Source organism: Burkholderia sp. BC1 (assembly GCF_052683555.1).
Genome location: NZ_JBQYLP010000065.1, coordinates 15,240 through 31,739, shown reverse-complemented (window position 1 = coordinate 31,739; position 16,500 = coordinate 15,240). Strand labels below are relative to the sequence as shown.

12 protein-coding genes and 1 pseudogene are annotated in these 16,500 nt (G+C 63.8%); 7 read left to right on the top strand and 6 right to left on the bottom strand.

From position 1 onward, the window contains the following. From ACSHSS_RS24325 to ACSHSS_RS24315, 3 genes are all read right to left on the bottom strand, one after another. A partial coding sequence (locus ACSHSS_RS24325; RefSeq protein WP_445545656.1) for a hypothetical protein occupies positions 1-246 on the bottom strand: 246 nt, incomplete at its 3' end. Between the two features lie 24 nt (positions 247-270). Next, the gene (locus ACSHSS_RS24320; RefSeq protein WP_212164883.1) at positions 271-972 is read right to left on the bottom strand and encodes a hypothetical protein; all 702 of its coding nucleotides are present in this window, start codon (positions 970-972) and stop codon (positions 271-273) included. A gap of 24 nt (positions 973-996) precedes the next feature. Beyond that, positions 997-5,994 (bottom strand): DEAD/DEAH box helicase, encoded by a 4,998-nt coding sequence (locus ACSHSS_RS24315; protein ID WP_445545655.1) that lies wholly within the window; start codon positions 5,992-5,994, stop codon positions 997-999. Positions 5,995-6,142: 148 nt separating this feature from the next. On the opposite strand from ACSHSS_RS24315, the pseudogene ACSHSS_RS24310 reads away from it, so the two are divergent. From ACSHSS_RS24310 to ftsB, 6 genes and pseudogenes are all read left to right on the top strand, one after another. Then, positions 6,143-7,837 (top strand): annotated as a pseudogene (locus ACSHSS_RS24310) (DNA internalization-related competence protein ComEC/Rec2); the annotation flags it as partial. Between the two features lie 67 nt (positions 7,838-7,904). Further along, positions 7,905-8,735, top strand: coding sequence for an alpha/beta fold hydrolase (locus ACSHSS_RS24305; protein ID WP_445545654.1), 831 nt, complete (start codon positions 7,905-7,907; stop codon positions 8,733-8,735). 170 nt (positions 8,736-8,905) lie between these two features. Continuing rightward, a complete protein-coding gene (locus ACSHSS_RS24300) occupies positions 8,906-10,567 on the top strand; it encodes a CTP synthase (RefSeq protein WP_445545653.1) in 1,662 nt (553 codons plus the stop codon). Then, positions 10,564-11,418 carry a 3-deoxy-8-phosphooctulonate synthase gene (gene kdsA, locus ACSHSS_RS24295; protein WP_006401936.1) on the top strand — a complete coding sequence of 285 codons (855 nt, stop codon included), beginning with the start codon at positions 10,564-10,566 and terminating at the stop codon, positions 11,416-11,418. Before ACSHSS_RS24300 ends, kdsA begins: the two co-directional genes overlap by 4 nt. A gap of 106 nt (positions 11,419-11,524) precedes the next feature. Continuing rightward, on the top strand, positions 11,525-12,808 hold the full coding sequence (gene eno / locus ACSHSS_RS24290) for a phosphopyruvate hydratase (protein WP_006401935.1): 1,284 nt from the start codon (positions 11,525-11,527) through the stop codon (positions 12,806-12,808). An 81-nt stretch (positions 12,809-12,889) separates the two neighbouring features. Continuing rightward, positions 12,890-13,315, top strand: coding sequence for a cell division protein FtsB (gene ftsB, locus ACSHSS_RS24285; protein WP_445545652.1), 426 nt, complete (start codon positions 12,890-12,892; stop codon positions 13,313-13,315). A gap of 92 nt (positions 13,316-13,407) precedes the next feature. Here ftsB and ACSHSS_RS24280 read toward each other — a convergent pair whose 3' ends face one another. From ACSHSS_RS24280 to ACSHSS_RS24270, 3 genes are all read right to left on the bottom strand, one after another. Then, complete coding sequence (locus tag ACSHSS_RS24280) at positions 13,408-13,755, bottom strand: hypothetical protein (protein WP_105758322.1); 348 nt, start codon at positions 13,753-13,755, stop codon at positions 13,408-13,410. A 124-nt stretch (positions 13,756-13,879) separates the two neighbouring features. Beyond that, positions 13,880-14,830, bottom strand: coding sequence for an Hsp33 family molecular chaperone HslO (gene hslO / locus ACSHSS_RS24275; protein WP_006401932.1), 951 nt, complete (start codon positions 14,828-14,830; stop codon positions 13,880-13,882). A gap of 25 nt (positions 14,831-14,855) precedes the next feature. Next, on the bottom strand, positions 14,856-15,380 hold the full coding sequence (locus tag ACSHSS_RS24270; RefSeq protein ID WP_105840994.1) for a gamma carbonic anhydrase family protein: 525 nt from the start codon (positions 15,378-15,380) through the stop codon (positions 14,856-14,858). Between the two features lie 147 nt (positions 15,381-15,527). On the opposite strand from ACSHSS_RS24270, the gene ACSHSS_RS24265 reads away from it, so the two are divergent. Continuing rightward, positions 15,528-16,385: a ferritin-like domain-containing protein gene (locus ACSHSS_RS24265; RefSeq protein WP_445545651.1), complete on the top strand. Its 858-nt coding sequence runs from the start codon at positions 15,528-15,530 to the stop codon at positions 16,383-16,385. Positions 16,386-16,500 lie beyond the last annotated feature (115 nt).

Here is a 16,500-nt window from a genome sequence, read left to right as displayed (position 1 = left end):
AGACTGATCACGTTCGCCGAAACGATTGATCACCATCGCCGAAATCCGCAACATAACCGGTTTGCGCGGCCTTTCAGGACTTGGACCGTAGACATCCGTGAATATCGAGTCGTTGATGTTGCCGCAGTTCTTTGGCGGCACATGATCTGCCGTCAGCGGACCGTGCGTTCGGCAAATCGCACAGTAACCTACCTTCGGCCCACGGTTCGAAAATCGTTCTGCGAGATTCTTTGAATAGTCGGCCATGACCTGATGGAAGTCGTATCCGGTTCAATCCGGCAGCAGCTCCGCTCTCAGCTTACGAGCGGTCCTGTCGATCCAGACCCGGCAATGAACGTCTTTGCTGTCCGCATCTTGCGGACGAATCTGAATGTGAAGATTCGTCCCTGTACCCGACACCCTGCACACGTTGCCGCCCCAACAATTGCCATCCGGGCCGTTCAGACCGATGTCTTGGTCATCGGGATTCGGCGGTTCGCGCGAGAACCAATACGCAACGAACACGATCTTCTTCGACTTCGGCGGGAGATCGAACTTCTCCACGAAACGCGGGCCGGTCGATCCATCATATAGCGGGGCGTTCATCACGTGGGCAATGCAGTCCTTCCAATACACGTCCGAACGGTTTCTGACGACAGTTGCCACACTGTAGCCACGAATCTTATCGTTGAAGGTGAAGTCCGGCGACAGCACGTCGTCAGTGATCGACAATGCAAGCGGCTGCATGTATCGCCGGGTCTTGAAGAAGCCGACTATCGCGTAGAAGCCCAAGCCAATGACAAAGCCGCCGACCGCCCCGATGACGTTGTTTGTGAACTGGTCGTTGCTCGCGCCGACGCCGAACTTGGCAAGCATGAAGCCACCAAAGGACCCACCGAACAGCGTAAGCCAGCCGAATGTCTGCGCGAACGCATCGTGAATCGTGTACCAAAGCCATCGCCGCATGAACAACCGCGTTCGCTTCCAGTTCATTCGACTTTCCCCGAGATCAGCCAATCATGCAGTCAGTGCGTCCGGCGTGTCCTTCGCTTCCGTCAACTGGCCGACAGTCGGACCCGGCGACTGAACATCGAGACGTGGCAACGACTTCACGATCTTCATCGTTTCGAGACTGACTGTCACAACCCGTTGGAACAGTTCCAAGGGGTAGCGTGGATTGTTCATCGTTTCGATGGCGTAGTCGTTCGCGTCGTTGACGATGCCGCTATCCTTGTCCACCTTGACGCACTGGCGCTCGACAACCCAATCCAGCGCCGGTTTGCCGTTCACCACGTATTCGTAGGCTTCCAACGGGATGCCCTTGACCGTGATCTTGTCGTTGTAGATCAACGTGCTCAGGTCCTTGTCCTTGCCGTTCTTGCCATACCGCATCTTCTCGACCCGGTAGTCCGCGTCGGTCAACAGCAATCCGCCACCTTCGATCTGCAACGGGTACATCTCGACCGTTTCATAGTTGACGTGCAGGTCCGCCAGCTTCCGACCAGCCTTCGAGAAGGCCCAAAAGTCGGCAGCAGTCTTCACGCATGGGATGCGCGGTAGTTCCTTCCGAAGCGTATCACCGTATCGTTCACGATAGTCCGGGGAATGCAGCAAGCCATAGACGTAATAGAACACGTCTTCCTTGGTGATCGCTTGGCCCGGATATGCAGCCTGAAAGTGCGTCAGCCCTTCATCCGTCAGTGCGTCTCGACGTTCGCGGTGCGCCCCGGCTGCGGTCGGCGCTTCGAACAGTTCGGCGTTTGGCGACGCTTCCGTGATTTCATCAGCAGGTTCGCTATACAGGTACAACGGGAAGCATTGAGAACCGTCGATGTCCGCTGTATGGAGACTTGGCACGCTATTGACCATTAACGCGGTGAACGCTGTACGCCCGCCAGTACCTGACAAGACGATGACCAGATTTTCGGCAGCGGCGTCAGGGAATATGCGCGGCATCTGGTACACCCTTTCATTGAAGCGGCGACTGTAGTAAAGCCACTGCTTACCAAACGGGCGATACACGCTTGTCGTCAGGCATGTTTCTTCGAAGGAAAGGCTGCGGCCTTTCGATAAATCCTGTTTGAGACTATGGGTCCAACTGATTCGCGTTGGGTCCGTGTCGATGAACCCGCTCACCTTGTCTTCCCGAGCCTTCTTGTCGAGTCCCGCAGTAGCATGAATGAACCGGGCTACTTCACTGTTGTACGCGTCAATCATGCGGGTCATGTTCGCGGCGACGGCGGACTTGGAAGAGTTGTAACACCAAGCATCGCGCTGAGTTTTGACGCCACCCGAGTAACTTTCGAACAGCGCCTGTGGCTCTTTTCCGTCCTTGTCGCCGAGCGCAATGTACTCCCCGAAGCCGTCGTCCCGCTGCTTCAACCAATCTCCGTGCTGGTCAGGCGTGATCGACCGCCAGCCACCCACTTGCGTGATTCCGTCGATGCTACCGAAGGTGCTGATCCTGGCTAGTTTCTCTTCGCGCGTCAGGTAGTCACCGATGTCATGGAAGAAAATCTGGCCGTGCTGTGCGGCGTCCGGGTTCTTGACCAAGATGGAGATGGCAATCGGTGCGCGGCTGCCGCCACCAAAAATCTTGCCGCCTTCCCTGCGCGACACTTCACCGGAAGTTCTCTGATTTCCCCGCAGGTGGAACACGTGGATGCTGCTGAACTCGTCAGCCAAACACTTTCGCAAGCCATCGGCCGTGTTTGCTTCAAGGAACCCTGCATTGGTCACGAAGCCGATCACACCGCTCTTGCCGATCCGGTCGCTGGCCCACCGGATCGCACGAATGTAACTGTCATACAGCGCGTTCTTGTTCGTGGCACTGGACCGCTCGGCATAGGTGCTTCGGATGCGACTGTCGAGATGCGGGTACGCCACATTCTGGTTGTTGTCGTTCGCGCTGTCCTGACCGGCTGAATAGGGCGGGTTGCCCATGATGACCCGGATGTCGAGCTTCTTCTGGCGCTTACGGCGGGCACTGTTGCTCGCTTGTACCGCATCTACCAAGTCTTCCTTTTCATAAAGCTGAAAGGTATCCGCAAGGCAGATGCCTTCGAACGGCTGGTATTTACCACCGACGATGCCGTGGTACACGGCTTCTATGTTGATGCACGCTATGTAATAAGCCAGCAGCACAATCTCGTTCGCGTGGATTTCGTGCTTGTACTTGTGCGGCAGTTCTTCTGGCTTGATAAGACCACTTTGCAGCAAACGCGTCACGAACGTGCCCGTACCGACGAACGGGTCGATGATGTGGACGCCCTTGCTACCCAAGGTCTGGCCGAACTCGGTCTTCAAGACATCCGCGACGCTATGGATGATGAAGTCCACAACTTCCACCGGTGTATAGACGATCCCCAAGCGTTCGGTCATCTTCGGGAAAGCATTTCGGAAGAACTTATCGTAAAGTTCGACGACGATCTTCTGCTTGCCCGCCGCGTTGTCGATACCTTCCGCCCGCAGTTTCACGCTCTCGTAGAATCGTTCGAGCGTGTCGGCTTCTTTATCCAAGCGGTGTTCGTGCAGTACATCCAGCACGCTCTGCATCGCCAGCGACATCGGGTTATGCTTCGCGAAGCTGTAGTCGGCGAACAAGGCGTCGAATACCGGCTTGGTGATGAGATGCTGCGCCAGCATCTCGATGATCTCGCCGTCCGTGATGCTGCCGTTCAAGTCGTCGCGCAGTTCGGCGGCGAATGAATCGAACGCTTGCCGTTCCTTCGTGTTCTCCGGGTTCTCGATGATGCCAGTGATGCGGTCGATGTGGGTCCGGGCAATCTTCGCGATGTCGCTCGCCCAGTCTTCCCAGTGGTGACGGTTGCCGACCTTCTGAACCAGCTTGGCATAGATGGCCTTCTCGATCTCGCCGATCTCGAATTCCAGTTCGTGCTGTTCCTGCGGCGTGCGCTTCTTGACCGCTTCGCCGATGGTGAAGCCGCCCTTACCAGCGTCCTTGTTCTTCGTCCCGTTGTTGGCTTTCTGCTGCTTCTTCTGAATCTTGTCGGTGATCGCGATGACTTCCATCTTGCTGGTGTCTCTGCCGATCAGGTCGAGCTTATTCACCATCGCGTCAAAGCGGTCATCGTGCGAACGCAGCGCTTGCAGGACCTGCCAGACGACGGCGTAGGTCTTGTTATCGTTTAGGGCTTCGTGCGGTTCGACGCCAGCCGGAATCACCACCGGCAGGACCACATACCCGCGCTTCTTCCCCGGTGCGTTGCGCATCACGCGACCAACCGACTGCACCACGTCAACCTGCGAATTACGCGGTGTCAGGAACAGCACGGCATCCAGTGCGGGAACGTCCACACCTTCGGACAGGCATCGGACGTTACTGAGAATGCGACAGGTGTTCTCGGGTGTTTCGGCTTTCAACCATGCCAGCTTCGCTTCCTTCTCGCTGGCGTTCATGCCGCCGTCAACGTGTTCGGCTTCGCAGTGGAGCCGCGCCACCTGTTCGAACTCTTCCGTCTCTTCAGATTCTTGATACGCTTCGACGACCGCTTGGAACATCCCAGCGATCTGTTTCGAACTGACCTTGTGCGTCTTGGCACCTTTCGAGACTTCGATGACCTGACAGAAGGCCACTGCACGTTTCATGGGATCACCGTCGCCAACCAAGTCTTCGGTCAATCCCTGCTTCGACAGCGCCTTCCAACAGCCCACGATCTTGGCAGCATCGTCCACCTTCAACTGGTTGTTCTCATCGCGCAGCAGGTCTTGCAGACGCCGGTTGACGTGCGTCTCTTCGACTGCCAGCACGATCACCTTGTAATCCACCAGCAACCCGCGCTTCACGGCTTCCGAGAAGGTGATGACGAACAGTTCGTCGCCGTACAGGGCCTTGTCGTCCATCGAGCAAAGCGCCACGTTGTCCCGTTCAGCCGTGGCCTTGGCTGAATCCCCATAGATACGTGGCGTCGCCGTCATGTACAGGCGCTTGGCGGCGCAGATGTAATCGGCGTCGTGGACCCGAACGAAGGTGCTTTCGTCATCGTCGCCGAACGTTGCGCCGGTGGTGCGGTGCGCTTCATCGCAGACGATCAGGTCGAAGTCGGCCATCCCGAACTGCTTCTGCGCACGGCTGATTACGTCGATAGAGTGGTACGTGCTGAACACGACGCTCATGTGCGACGCGTCGTGCCGCTTCGCCATCTCTGCCGCCAGTCGGGCCGAATCAGTGGTGGCCGGATAGCGCAGTTCGTGGACGAAGGTTTGCACCATGTCGTCTTCTTTCTTGCGCTTCTTGCCAACGTCGCTGTCCGAGCAAACCGCGAAGCTATGAAGCGGCGTCGCGCTTTCCTGCGTCCATTCGGTCAGGGATTGGGAAAGCAGCGATAGGCTCGGGACAAGGAAAAGCACCCGCTTGCCCGCACCGGCCATCGCTTCGGCGATCTTCAGCGCAGTCATCGTTTTGCCCGTACCGCAGGCCATTATCAGCTTGCCACGGTCGGCAGTTGCCAAACCGTGAACGACTGCGTTCAGCGCATTGGTCTGGTGCGGGCGCAGTTCCTTCTTCGCCTTGATGACCGGCGCGGCCTTGGGATGGTACTGGCCCCAATCGATCTGGCTTTCTTCAAGGGCGGTCAGGTCGATCTTGCTGACCGGTGGCTGCTGATCCAGCAAGGCATCTTCGGCGTGTTCGCTCCAATGATTCGTCGTGGCGACGATGATCCGGCGCGTGAATGGCTTCTTGCCCGATGCCGTGAAGAAGCTATCAATGTCGCTCTTCTGGACCTTATGGTCCGGCGCAAACAGCTTGCACTGGATCGCGTGGTACTCGGCGGTGCCCTGTGTCTTCGCCACAAGGTCGATGCCAGTGTCCCGCTTGTCCAACCCTTGCAAGTCGGCCCATTCCGCATAAGTCCAGACATCGCTGTACAGATCGCGGTACGTGGCTTCATTCCGCAAATAGGTGACGATCAACTCTTCGAAGTAGGTTCCTTTCTCCCGTTCAGTAACGGCAGTGTGGCGGAAGGTATCGAGTAGTTTTTCGAGTGCGGTCATAGGTGTTGTTGCTTGCGTTATGGCGCTTCAGCCATGAAGCCGCCATTATGCCTTTCGGCCAATCAACCGACACCTGACGAATTCGCGAAGCACGGCCCGAAAGGCGATACCCCCGGGGTAGGTGGGCGCATGATTGTGTGTTCTTCACCACAACATTGCGATCTCGGGGCTGCACGTCGGGCTGGTCGGCGCATTGGCGGGCGCGCTCGCGTCGGCGGTGTGGCGTCGGTTGCACCGGCACGGGCGGGCCGCGACGCTCGCGCTGCCCGCACCGTACGTCGCCGCGCTGGCGGCGCTTGCCGCGGCGGGCGGCTACGCGGCGCTAGCGGGATTCAACGTGCCCGCGCAACGCGCGTGGTGGATGATCGCCGCGGGCGGCGTCGCGTATCTGGCCGGCCGCAGCGTGCCGACGTCCGCGGTGCTGTGCGCGGCGCTCGGCGGCGTGCTGCTCGCCGATCCGTGGGCCGTGCTGTCGGCCGGGTTCTGGCTGTCGTTCGGTGCGGTCGCGGTGATCCTGCTGTCCGTGGCCGGCTGGCGCGCGGTACGCGAACACGAGGCCGACACCGACGGCGAAGCGCCCGGCGCGATGCGGCGGCTGCACATGTGGGCGATGCGTGCGCTGCACCGCCTCGCCGACGCCGCCCGCGTGCAGTACGCGGTGACGATCGGCCTCGCGCCGCTGACGGCCGCATGGTTTGCGCAGATCTCGCTATCGGGGCCGCTCGGCAACGCGTTCGCGATTCCGTGGGTCAGTTTCGTCGTGACGCCGACCGTGCTTGCCGGCCTCGTGCTGCCCGCGCCGCTCGACGCGGCGATGCTGCGGCTCGCGCATGCGTCGCTCGAACCGATGATGACGCTGCTGGCACGGCTCGCCGCGTGGCCGGCCGGCGTGATGTGGCTGCGCATGCCGGACGTGCCCGTGCTCGTGCTCGCGTGCGTCGGCGTCGTCTGGATGCTGATGCCGCGCGGCTGGCCGTTGCGCTGGGCGGCGCCGCTCACGTGGCTGCCGCTCGTCGCGCCCGCGCCCGACGCACCGCCCGTCGGCGCGTTCCGGCTGACCGTGCTCGACGTCGGGCAGGGCACGTCGGTGCTCGTCGAAACCGCGCGCCGCACGCTGCTGTTCGATGCAGGGCCGGGCGCCGAATCGACGCACGCGGGGCAGCGGATCGTCGCGCCGTCGCTGCGTGCGCGCGGCATCCGCACGCTCGATACGCTCGTGCTGAGCCACGCGGACAGCGACCATACGGGCGGCGCGCCGGCCGTCTACGGCGCGGCCGACGTGCGGCAGCTGCTGGCCGGCATTCCGGCCGGTCACGCGCGATGGCGCGATGCGCAGGCGGCCGGCGTGGCCGACCGCGTGCCGTGCGCGGCGGGGCAGCGCTGGCGCTGGGACGGTGTCGATTTCACGGTGCTGTGGCCGCCGGGCGGCCCGCGTGCGGGGCCGTCGAACCGGCAGTCGTGCGTGCTGCGCATCGACGCGGGCGCCACGTCGGCATTGCTGACCGGCGACATCGACGCGTACGCGGAGCGCCGGCTCGTCGATACCATGCGCGACGCGCTGGCCGCGCAGATCCTCGTCGTTCCGCACCACGGCAGCCGGACCTCGTCGGTCGAGCCTTTCCTCGACTCGGTCGGGCCGCGCGTCGCGGTATTTCCTGTAGGCTATCGAAACCATTTCGGGCACCCGCACCGCACGGTCATCGCGCGCTATGCGGCGCGCGGCATTCCGTTGCCGCGCACCGATCGCGACGGCGCGGTGCGCTTCGACGTCGGGCCGGCCGAGCGCGGATTCGGATTCGCGCGCTACCGCGATGAGCGACGCCGGTACTGGATGGACCGCTGACGCAGGCATGCGACGGCGCGGGGCGCGCGGCCGGCCGCGCGCGCGGCGACACAAGAGACAACGGCGTTTGAAGGACATTCTGCATTTCTCGCATGCGAACGGCTTTCCGGCCTCGACGTACCGGACGCTCTTCGCCGAACTCGCGGACGACTACGAGCTGCGCTACATCGAGCGGATCGGCCACGACCGTCGCTATCCGGTGACGCGCGACTGGCCGCATCTCGTCGAGCAACTGCTCGACGACATCGGCAGCCGCTACGAGCGTCCCGTCTGGCTCGTCGGCCATTCGCTCGGTGGATACCTGTCGCTGATGGCGGCCCTGAAGAAGCCGCACTGGGTGCGCGGCGTCGTGATGCTCGATTCGCCGATCATCGCGGGGTGGCGTGCCGGCGCGTTGCGCGCGACGCAGTGGGCGGGGCTCGACGAGCGGCTGTCGCCGGCCGCCGCGACGCGCAACCGCCGCACGCACTGGGCGAGCCGCGACGAAGCGTGGCGGCACTTTCGCGAGAAGCCGGCGTTTGCACGCTGGGACGAACGGATGCTCGCCGACTACATCGACTACGGGATTCCGCAGGTGGACCCCGACGGCACGCGCGCGCTCGCGTTCGATCGGCAGATCGAATACCTGATCTACCGGACGCTGCCGCACACGCTCGGCCCGCGGCTCGCGCACGGCGCGCCGGTGCCGCTCGGCTTTCTGGCCGGCACGCGTTCGCGCGAGGTGCGGCAGGTCGGGCTCGACGCGACGTGGCGCGCGGCGCGCGGGCGCATCGAATGGATCGAGGGCAGCCATCTGTTCCCGATGGAGCGCCCGCTCGAGACGGCCCGCGCATTGCAGCGGATGCTGAATTCGCTGCGCGCGGACGAAGCGGCGCAGCCGCTCGCGCAGAGCGCGTGACGCGCGACGGCGGCCGCGCCGCAGGCCGGCGCGGGGCGCCGGTCGCGGCCGGCCCGCGCGGCTGACGCGTCCGCGCGCGGCACAGCGCGAAGGGGCGCGATCATCGCGTCAATTGCTGAGAGAAGGGCGGGCTTTACGGTATAATCCGTTTTTCCCGCGAGCATCCAGCGATGACCAAATATGTTTTCGTCACCGGCGGCGTAGTTTCTTCCCTCGGCAAGGGCATTGCCGCCGCCTCTCTCGCCGCGATCCTCGAATCGCGCGGTCTGAAAGTCACCCTCCTCAAACTCGATCCCTACATCAACGTCGACCCCGGCACGATGAGCCCGTTTCAGCACGGCGAAGTGTTCGTGACGGAAGACGGCGCAGAGACGGATCTCGACCTCGGCCACTATGAGCGCTTCATCAGCACGAAGATGCGCAAGGCCAACAACTTCACGACCGGCCAGATCTACGAATCGGTGATCCGCAAGGAGCGCCGCGGCGACTATCTCGGCAAGACCGTGCAGGTCATCCCGCACATCACGAACGAGATCCAGGCGTTCATCGAGCGCGGCGCGGCGTCGGCCACCTGCGGCGAGCCGGATGTCGCGATCGTCGAGATCGGCGGCACGGTCGGCGACATCGAGTCGCTGCCGTTCCTCGAGGCCGCGCGCCAGATGAGCCTGCGCCTCGGCCGCAACAGCGCGTGCTTCGTGCACCTGACGCTCGTGCCGTACATCGCGACGGCCGGCGAACTGAAGACGAAGCCGACGCAGCACAGCGTGCAGAAGCTGCGCGAGATCGGCATCTCGCCGCACGTGCTGCTGTGCCGCGCCGACCGCCGCATCCCCGACGACGAATCGAAGAAGATTTCGCTGTTCTCGAACGTGCCGGAAGACGCGGTGATCTCCGTGTGGGACGTCGACAGCATCTACAAGATTCCGCAGATGCTGCACGACCAGGGCCTCGACCGCATCATCTGCGAGGAACTGAAACTGTCGCCGAAGGACGCCGACCTCAGCATGTGGTCGGAGCTCGTCGAGAAGCTCGAGAATCCGAAGCACGAAGTGACGATCGGCATGGTCGGCAAGTACGTCGATCTGACCGAGTCGTACAAGTCGCTGATCGAGGCGCTGCGCCACGCGTCGCTGCACACGTCGACGAAGGTCAACATCGAGTACATCGACTCGGAAGAGATCGAGACGGACGGCGTCGACAGCCTCAAGCATCTCGACGCGGTGCTGGTGCCGGGCGGCTTCGGCCGTCGCGGGACCGAAGGCAAGATCGCGGCGATCCGCTATGCGCGCGAAGCGAAGGTGCCGTATCTCGGCATCTGCCTCGGCATGCAGCTCGCGGTGATCGAATTCGCGCGCGACGTCGTCGGCCTGAAGCAGGCGAATAGCACGGAATTCGATCCGGACACGCCGGAACGCGTGGTCGCGCTGATCACCGAGTGGTACGACCGCGAAGGCAAGGTCGAGACGCGCACGGAGGATTCCGATCTCGGCGGCACGATGCGCCTCGGCTCGCAGCGCTGCCCGATCAAGCCCGGCACGCTCGCGGAAGAGATTTACGGCAAGGACGTGAACGAGCGTCACCGCCACCGTTATGAAGTCAATAACCGCTTCGTGCCCCAGCTCGAAAGCGGCGGCCTTATCATCAGCGCGCGTACCCCGAGCGAGGATCTGCCGGAAATGATGGAACTGCCGCGTTCGATGCACCCGTGGTTCGTCGGCGTCCAGTTCCACCCGGAATTCACGTCGACGCCGCGTGACGGTCACCCCCTGTTCAAGTCGTTCGTCGAAGCCGCGCTCGCCAACAAGGAAGCGCGCGCCGGAGTGCAAGCATGAAGCTGTGCGATTTCGAGGTCGGTCTCGACAAGCCTTTCTTCCTGATCGCGGGTACCTGCGTCGTCGAATCGGAGCAAATGACGATCGACACCGCCGGCCGCCTGAAGGAAATCTGCGCGAAGCTGAACATTCCGTTCATCTACAAGTCGTCCTATGACAAGGCGAACCGCAGTTCCGGCAAGTCGTTTCGCGGCCTCGGAATGGACGAGGGGCTGCGGATCCTGTCCGAGGTGAAGCGCCAGCTCGGCCTGCCGGTGCTGACCGACGTGCATTCGATCGACGAGATCGAGCAGGTCGCGTCGGTCGTCGACGTGCTGCAGACGCCGGCGTTCCTGTGCCGCCAGACGGACTTCATCCACGCGTGCGCACGCTCGGGCAAGCCGGTCAACATCAAGAAAGGCCAGTTTCTCGCGCCGCACGACATGAAGAACGTGATCGACAAGGCGCGCGACGCCGCGCGTGAGGCCGGTCTGTCGGAAGACCGCTTCATGGCGTGCGAGCGCGGCGTCTCGTTCGGCTACAACAACCTCGTGTCCGACATGCGCTCGCTCGCGATCATGCGCGAGACGAACGCGCCGGTCGTGTTCGACGCGACGCATTCGGTGCAGTTGCCGGGCGGGCAGGGCACGAGCTCGGGCGGCCAGCGCGAATTCGTGCCGGTGCTCGCACGTGCGGCGGTCGCGACCGGCGTCGCGGGGCTGTTCATGGAAACGCATCCGAATCCGGCCGAAGCGAAGTCGGACGGTCCGAATGCGGTGCCGCTGAACCGGATGAGCGCGCTGCTCGAAACGCTCGTCACGCTCGACCAGGCCGTGAAGCGCGGTCCGTTCCTGGAAAACGATTTCAATTAAAGACCGAATGAACCTTGCGGCGGCTTCGGGCGTCAGTAGCGAAAGCAGTCCCGGCGCGCAGGCCGTCGCAGCTTGAAGAATCCATCGTCATTCTCAGAGGAAACCCATGAGTGCAATCGTAGATATCATCGGCCGCGAGATTCTGGATTCGCGCGGCAACCCCACCGTCGAATGCGACGTGCTGCTCGAATCGGGCACGATGGGCCGCGCGGCGGTGCCGTCGGGCGCGTCCACCGGCTCGCGCGAAGCGATCGAACTGCGTGACGGCGAGGCCGGCCGCTACAACGGCAAGGGCGTGTTGAAGGCCGTCGAGCACATCAACACGGAAATCTCCGAAGCCATCATGGGCCTCGACGCGTCGGAACAGGCGTTCCTCGACAAGACGCTGCTCGAGCTGGACGGCACCGACAACAAGTCGCGCCTCGGCGCGAACGCGATGCTGGCCGTGTCGATGGCCGTCGCGAAGGCGGCGGCCGAAGAAGCCGGCCTGCCGCTGTACCGCTACTTCGGCGGCTCGGGCGCGATGCAGCTGCCTGTCCCGATGATGAACATCGTCAACGGCGGCGCGCACGCGAACAACAGCCTGGACATCCAGGAATTCATGATCGTTCCGGTCAGCCAGCCGACGTTCCGCGAAGCGCTGCGCTGCGGCGCCGAAGTGTTCCACGCGCTGAAGAAGATCCTGAGCGACCGCGGCATGAGCACCGCCGTCGGCGACGAAGGCGGCTTCGCGCCGAACTTCGGCAGCAACGACGAGTGCCTGTCGACGATCCTGCAGGCGATCGAGAAGGCCGGCTATCGCGCGGGCGAAGACGTGCTGCTCGCGCTCGACTGCGCGGCATCCGAGTTCTATCACGACGGCAAGTACCAGCTCGCGGGCGAAGGTCTGCAGCTGTCGTCGGCCGAATTCACCGACTACCTCTCGACGCTCGCCGACAAGTTCCCGATCGTGTCGATCGAAGACGGCATGCACGAAAGCGACTGGGACGGCTGGAAGCTGCTGACCGATCGCCTCGGCAAGAAGGTTCAGCTCGTCGGCGACGATCTGTTCGTCACGAACACGCGGATCCTGAAGGAAGGCATCGAGAAGGGCATCGCGAACTCGATCCTGATCAAGATCAACCAGATCGGTACGCTGACCGAAACGTTCGCGGCGATCGAGATGGCCAAGCGCGCGAGCTACACGGCCGTGATCTCGCACCGTTCGGGCGAAACGGAAGACTCGACGATCGCCGACATCGCGGTCGGCCTGAACGCCGGTCAGATCAAGACGGGTTCGCTGTCGCGCAGCGACCGCATCTCGAAGTACAACCAGCTGCTGCGCATCGAGGAAGATCTCGGCGACATCGCGAGCTACCCGGGCAAATCGGCTTTCTATAACCTGCGCTAACGCGCTACTATCGGGTTCGTCATCTCGACGCCGCTCTGTGCCGACGCGCGGAGCGGCGCTTCTTATATCTGCGTCTTCTACATGCGGCTTGTCACTGTCGTCCTGATTGTCCTGCTGGCGCTCATTCAGTACCCCCTATGGTGGGGACACGGCGGCTGGCTGCGGGTGCACGAGTTGCGTCAGCAACTTGACGACCAGCTTCAGAAGAATGCGGACGAGAAGCTGCGCAACGAGCGCATCGCAGGCGAAGTGCAGGATCTGCAGAGCGGCACGGCCGCCATCGAGGAGCGCGCGCGTTACGAGATGGGGATGGTGAAGGACGGCGAAGTGTTCGTGCAGTTCGTGTCGCCGAATGCGCCGCCCACGCCGGTCGGCAACACGCCGTCGAATACGTCGACGCGCGGCGTCGTCTCGGCGGCGCCGGTGCGCGTGGTCCCGAACCCGCAGTCGATCGCGAAGCCGTCGCGGCATCACGGCGGCGACAAGGGCAAGGCCGCGCATCATTGAGTGCGCATGAGCCGATCCATTGAAAAAGCGCGGGAAATACCGCGCTTTTTTATTTCCTGCCGAGTGTCAATCGGCGGCGATGCCGGTGTGCGTTACCACCACCAGCCCGGATAGCCGTAGCTGATGCCGGTTCCCCAGCGATTGCCCCATCCGCCGTAATACCCGCCATACACGGTGACGGGCGGCGCCGCATAGTACGACCACGCGCGGGCGGCGGCCTCGGCCGCCATCGCGTTGTTCTGGTCGCGCAGCACTTGCTTGTCGATTTCGTCGTAGCGCTTGCGCTCGGCGGCCGACAGCACGGGCGGCTGCCCCGACGATGCGCCGGGCTCCGGCAGCCGGCTCAGGATCGTGGACGACGGCTGCACCGCGCAGCCGGCAATGGCGAGCGTGCCGGCGGCGGCGCTCGTCAGGACGAAGAGGCGAAACGGGCGGTTCATGCGATTCTCCTGCAGCGCGCCGCCGGCGGGAAACGATCGGCGCCGTGGGCCGAGGCCCCGGCGCCTGACCGCAGTGCGGCGCTCTCGTGCGTCATTATGCGCCCGCGCGGTGCGGGCGCGCGCTTCAGTGACGCTGCTCGGCAGCGGGCGTGATGCCGCTGGCGAGTTCGGGTGCCGCGAACAGCTGCGCGACGTCGACCGGATCGAATTCGTAGCGCTGGTTGCAGAATTCGCAGTGGATCTCGACGTGGCCGCGTTCGGCGATCACGCTGTCGACTTCGTCGCGGCCGAGCATGCGCAGCATCGCGCCGACCTTCTCGCGCGAGCACGTGCACTGGAAGCGCGTGCCGGCCGGCTCGAAGTGCTGGACGTTCTCCTGCCAGAAGAGCCGGCGGAACACGACTTCCGGCTCGACCTCGAGCAGCTCCTTCGCGGACAGCGTGCCGCCGAGCGTGCACACGCGTTCCCACGTGTCGATGTCCGTCTCCGCGTTGCGCGGCACGATGCCGCCGTCGCCCGGCAGCTTCTGCAGCAGCATCCCGACCGCGCGATCGCGGTCGGCCGCGAGCCACAGCCGCGTGTCGAGCTGCTCGGAGTGGTGCATGTAGTGCTCAAGCACCTGCGACACCGATTCGAGCGGACCGTCGGCGCCGTTCAGCGGCACGATGCCCTGATACGGCTGCTGACCCGGCTGCTTGTCGGCCGGATCGAGCGTGATCACGCAGCGGCCGTGGCCGCTCGCGTTGACGAGCATCGCGAAGGTCGCATCGTCGCCGATGGTCTGCGCGGCGTCGCCCGAGAATTTGGCGGTGGCCCGCATCGACAGATCCGAGCTGCACTGGACGACCAGCATCTTCACCGGCCCGTCGCCGAAGATCTGCATGATGAGGGTGCCGTTGAACTTCAGGTTCGCGGACAGCAACGCGCACGCGGCCATCATCTCGCCGAGCACGGTGCGCACCGGGGCAGGATAGTCGCGCCGCGCGAGCACTTCGTGCCACGTGTTGCGCAGCGAAACGATCTCGCCGCGCACGGGCGCTGCGTTGAACATGAATTTCTGTAACTGGTCGCTCACTCTTGTTCCTTGAAATCCGTACGAATCAGCCGATCCGCACGAGTTGCTCCTTGAAATGCGCACGCCGCTCGACATACGTCTTCGCGTTCGCGCGCAGCCGCGCAATGTCGTCTGCCGACAGCTCGCGCACGACTTTCGCCGGTGCGCCGAGAATCAGCGAGTTGTCCGGGAACGTCTTGCCTTCCGTCACCACGGCGCCGGCACCGACCAGACAGTTGCGGCCGATCACCGCTCCATTCAAGACCACCGCCTGAATTCCGATCAGCGAACCTTCGCCGATCGTGCAGCCGTGCAGCATCGCCTGGTGGCCGATCGTGACGTTTTCGGCGATCGCCAGCGGATAGCCGGGGTCGGTATGCAGCACCGCGCCTTCCTGCACGTTGCTGCCCGAGCCGACCGTGATCGTCTCGTTGTCGCCGCGAATCGTCGCGCCGAACCACACGCTCGCGTTTTCCTCGAGCACGACTTTGCCGATGATGGCCGCCGTATCGGCGACGAACACGCTTTCGTGGATCGTCGGGGCCGTATCGCCCAGCTTGTAGATCGTCACGGAGTCTCCTTGTCTCTTCGATGATGGGCGCCGGTAGAATGGCGCGTCTGCGCGGTGCGCCGGTCGCGCCGCAGCGAAAGTCCGTATTGTAAACCGTCGCGTGTGCGCGCTCGCGCGCGCGGCGCGACAGTGTCCCCGTTTTCGAACATGGCGTCTTCTTCTCCCGATGCGACGCAATGCGTGCGCCGCGCCGCGCTCGCCGCGCTGCGTGAATCCGCGCCCGCCGCGAAGGCCGAGCGCGTGCGTGCGCTGTACGACGCGCTCCAGGCCGGGCAGGCCGCGATCGCACCGTCGCTCGCGCTGCCCGAACCGGCCGATCTGCCCGGACGTCCGGCGCGTCCGCTGCTCGTCGAGCCGCGCCAGCTCGAGCGGCGCAGCATGCGCTCGCCCGAAGGGCGCGCGGTGCTGCTGCATGCGCTCGCGCATATCGAATTCAACGCGATCAACCTCGCGCTCGACGCAGTCTGGCGCTTCGCGGGCCAGCCGGACGCGTTCTATGCGGACTGGCTGAAAGTGGCGGCCGAGGAGGCCTATCACTTCACGCTGCTGGCCGATCGGCTCGCGGCATTCGGCCATGCGTACGGCGATTTTCCGGCGCACAACGGTCTGTGGGAGATGTGCGAGCGGACCAAGGACGACGTGCTCGCGCGCATGGCGCTCGTGCCGCGTACGCTCGAAGCGCGCGGCCTCGACGCGTCGCCGCCGATCCGCGCACGGCTCGCGCAGGCGGGCGACCACGCATCGGCCGCGATTCTCGACGTGATCCTGAGCGACGAGATCGGGCATGTCGCGATCGGCAATCGCTGGTTCCGTCACCTGTGCGCGGCCGCCGGCCGCGATCCGGTGCCGACTTACCGGCTGCTGGCCGAACAGTACCGCGCGCCGCGGCTGCGCGGCCCGTTCAACTTCGACGCGCGCCGCAGCGCGGGCTTCGAGCCGGCCGAACTGGACGAGCTGGCCGCGCAGGACGCCGCGGCCGGGCCGGCGGGCTCGGCCGGCGAGTAGTGCGGCCGCGCGCGTCGCCCTCGTCAGGCTAGAGAGGTGCCTCGACACGCGCGCGGAACGCCGTGCCCCGGCGCGTGCCAAGCTCCGCGACCGCTATAATCGAACGATCATTCTT

What these genes read in the sequence shown, in the direction of transcription:
- ACSHSS_RS24320 (WP_212164883.1), bottom strand. Translation starts at nt 972, where the DNA reads ATGAACTGGAAGCGAACGCGGTTGTTCATGCGGCGATGGCTTTGGTAC.
- ACSHSS_RS24265 (WP_445545651.1), top strand. Translation starts at nt 15,528, where the DNA reads ATGGCGTCTTCTTCTCCCGATGCGACGCAATGCGTGCGCCGCGCCGCG.
- ACSHSS_RS24280 (WP_105758322.1), bottom strand. Translation starts at nt 13,755, where the DNA reads ATGAACCGCCCGTTTCGCCTCTTCGTCCTGACGAGCGCCGCCGCCGGC.
- ACSHSS_RS24315 (WP_445545655.1), bottom strand. Translation starts at nt 5,994, where the DNA reads ATGACCGCACTCGAAAAACTACTCGATACCTTCCGCCACACTGCCGTT.
- eno (WP_006401935.1), top strand. Translation starts at nt 11,525, where the DNA reads ATGAGTGCAATCGTAGATATCATCGGCCGCGAGATTCTGGATTCGCGC.
- kdsA (WP_006401936.1), top strand. Translation starts at nt 10,564, where the DNA reads ATGAAGCTGTGCGATTTCGAGGTCGGTCTCGACAAGCCTTTCTTCCTG.
- ACSHSS_RS24300 (WP_445545653.1), top strand. Translation starts at nt 8,906, where the DNA reads ATGACCAAATATGTTTTCGTCACCGGCGGCGTAGTTTCTTCCCTCGGC.
- ftsB (WP_445545652.1), top strand. Translation starts at nt 12,890, where the DNA reads ATGCGGCTTGTCACTGTCGTCCTGATTGTCCTGCTGGCGCTCATTCAG.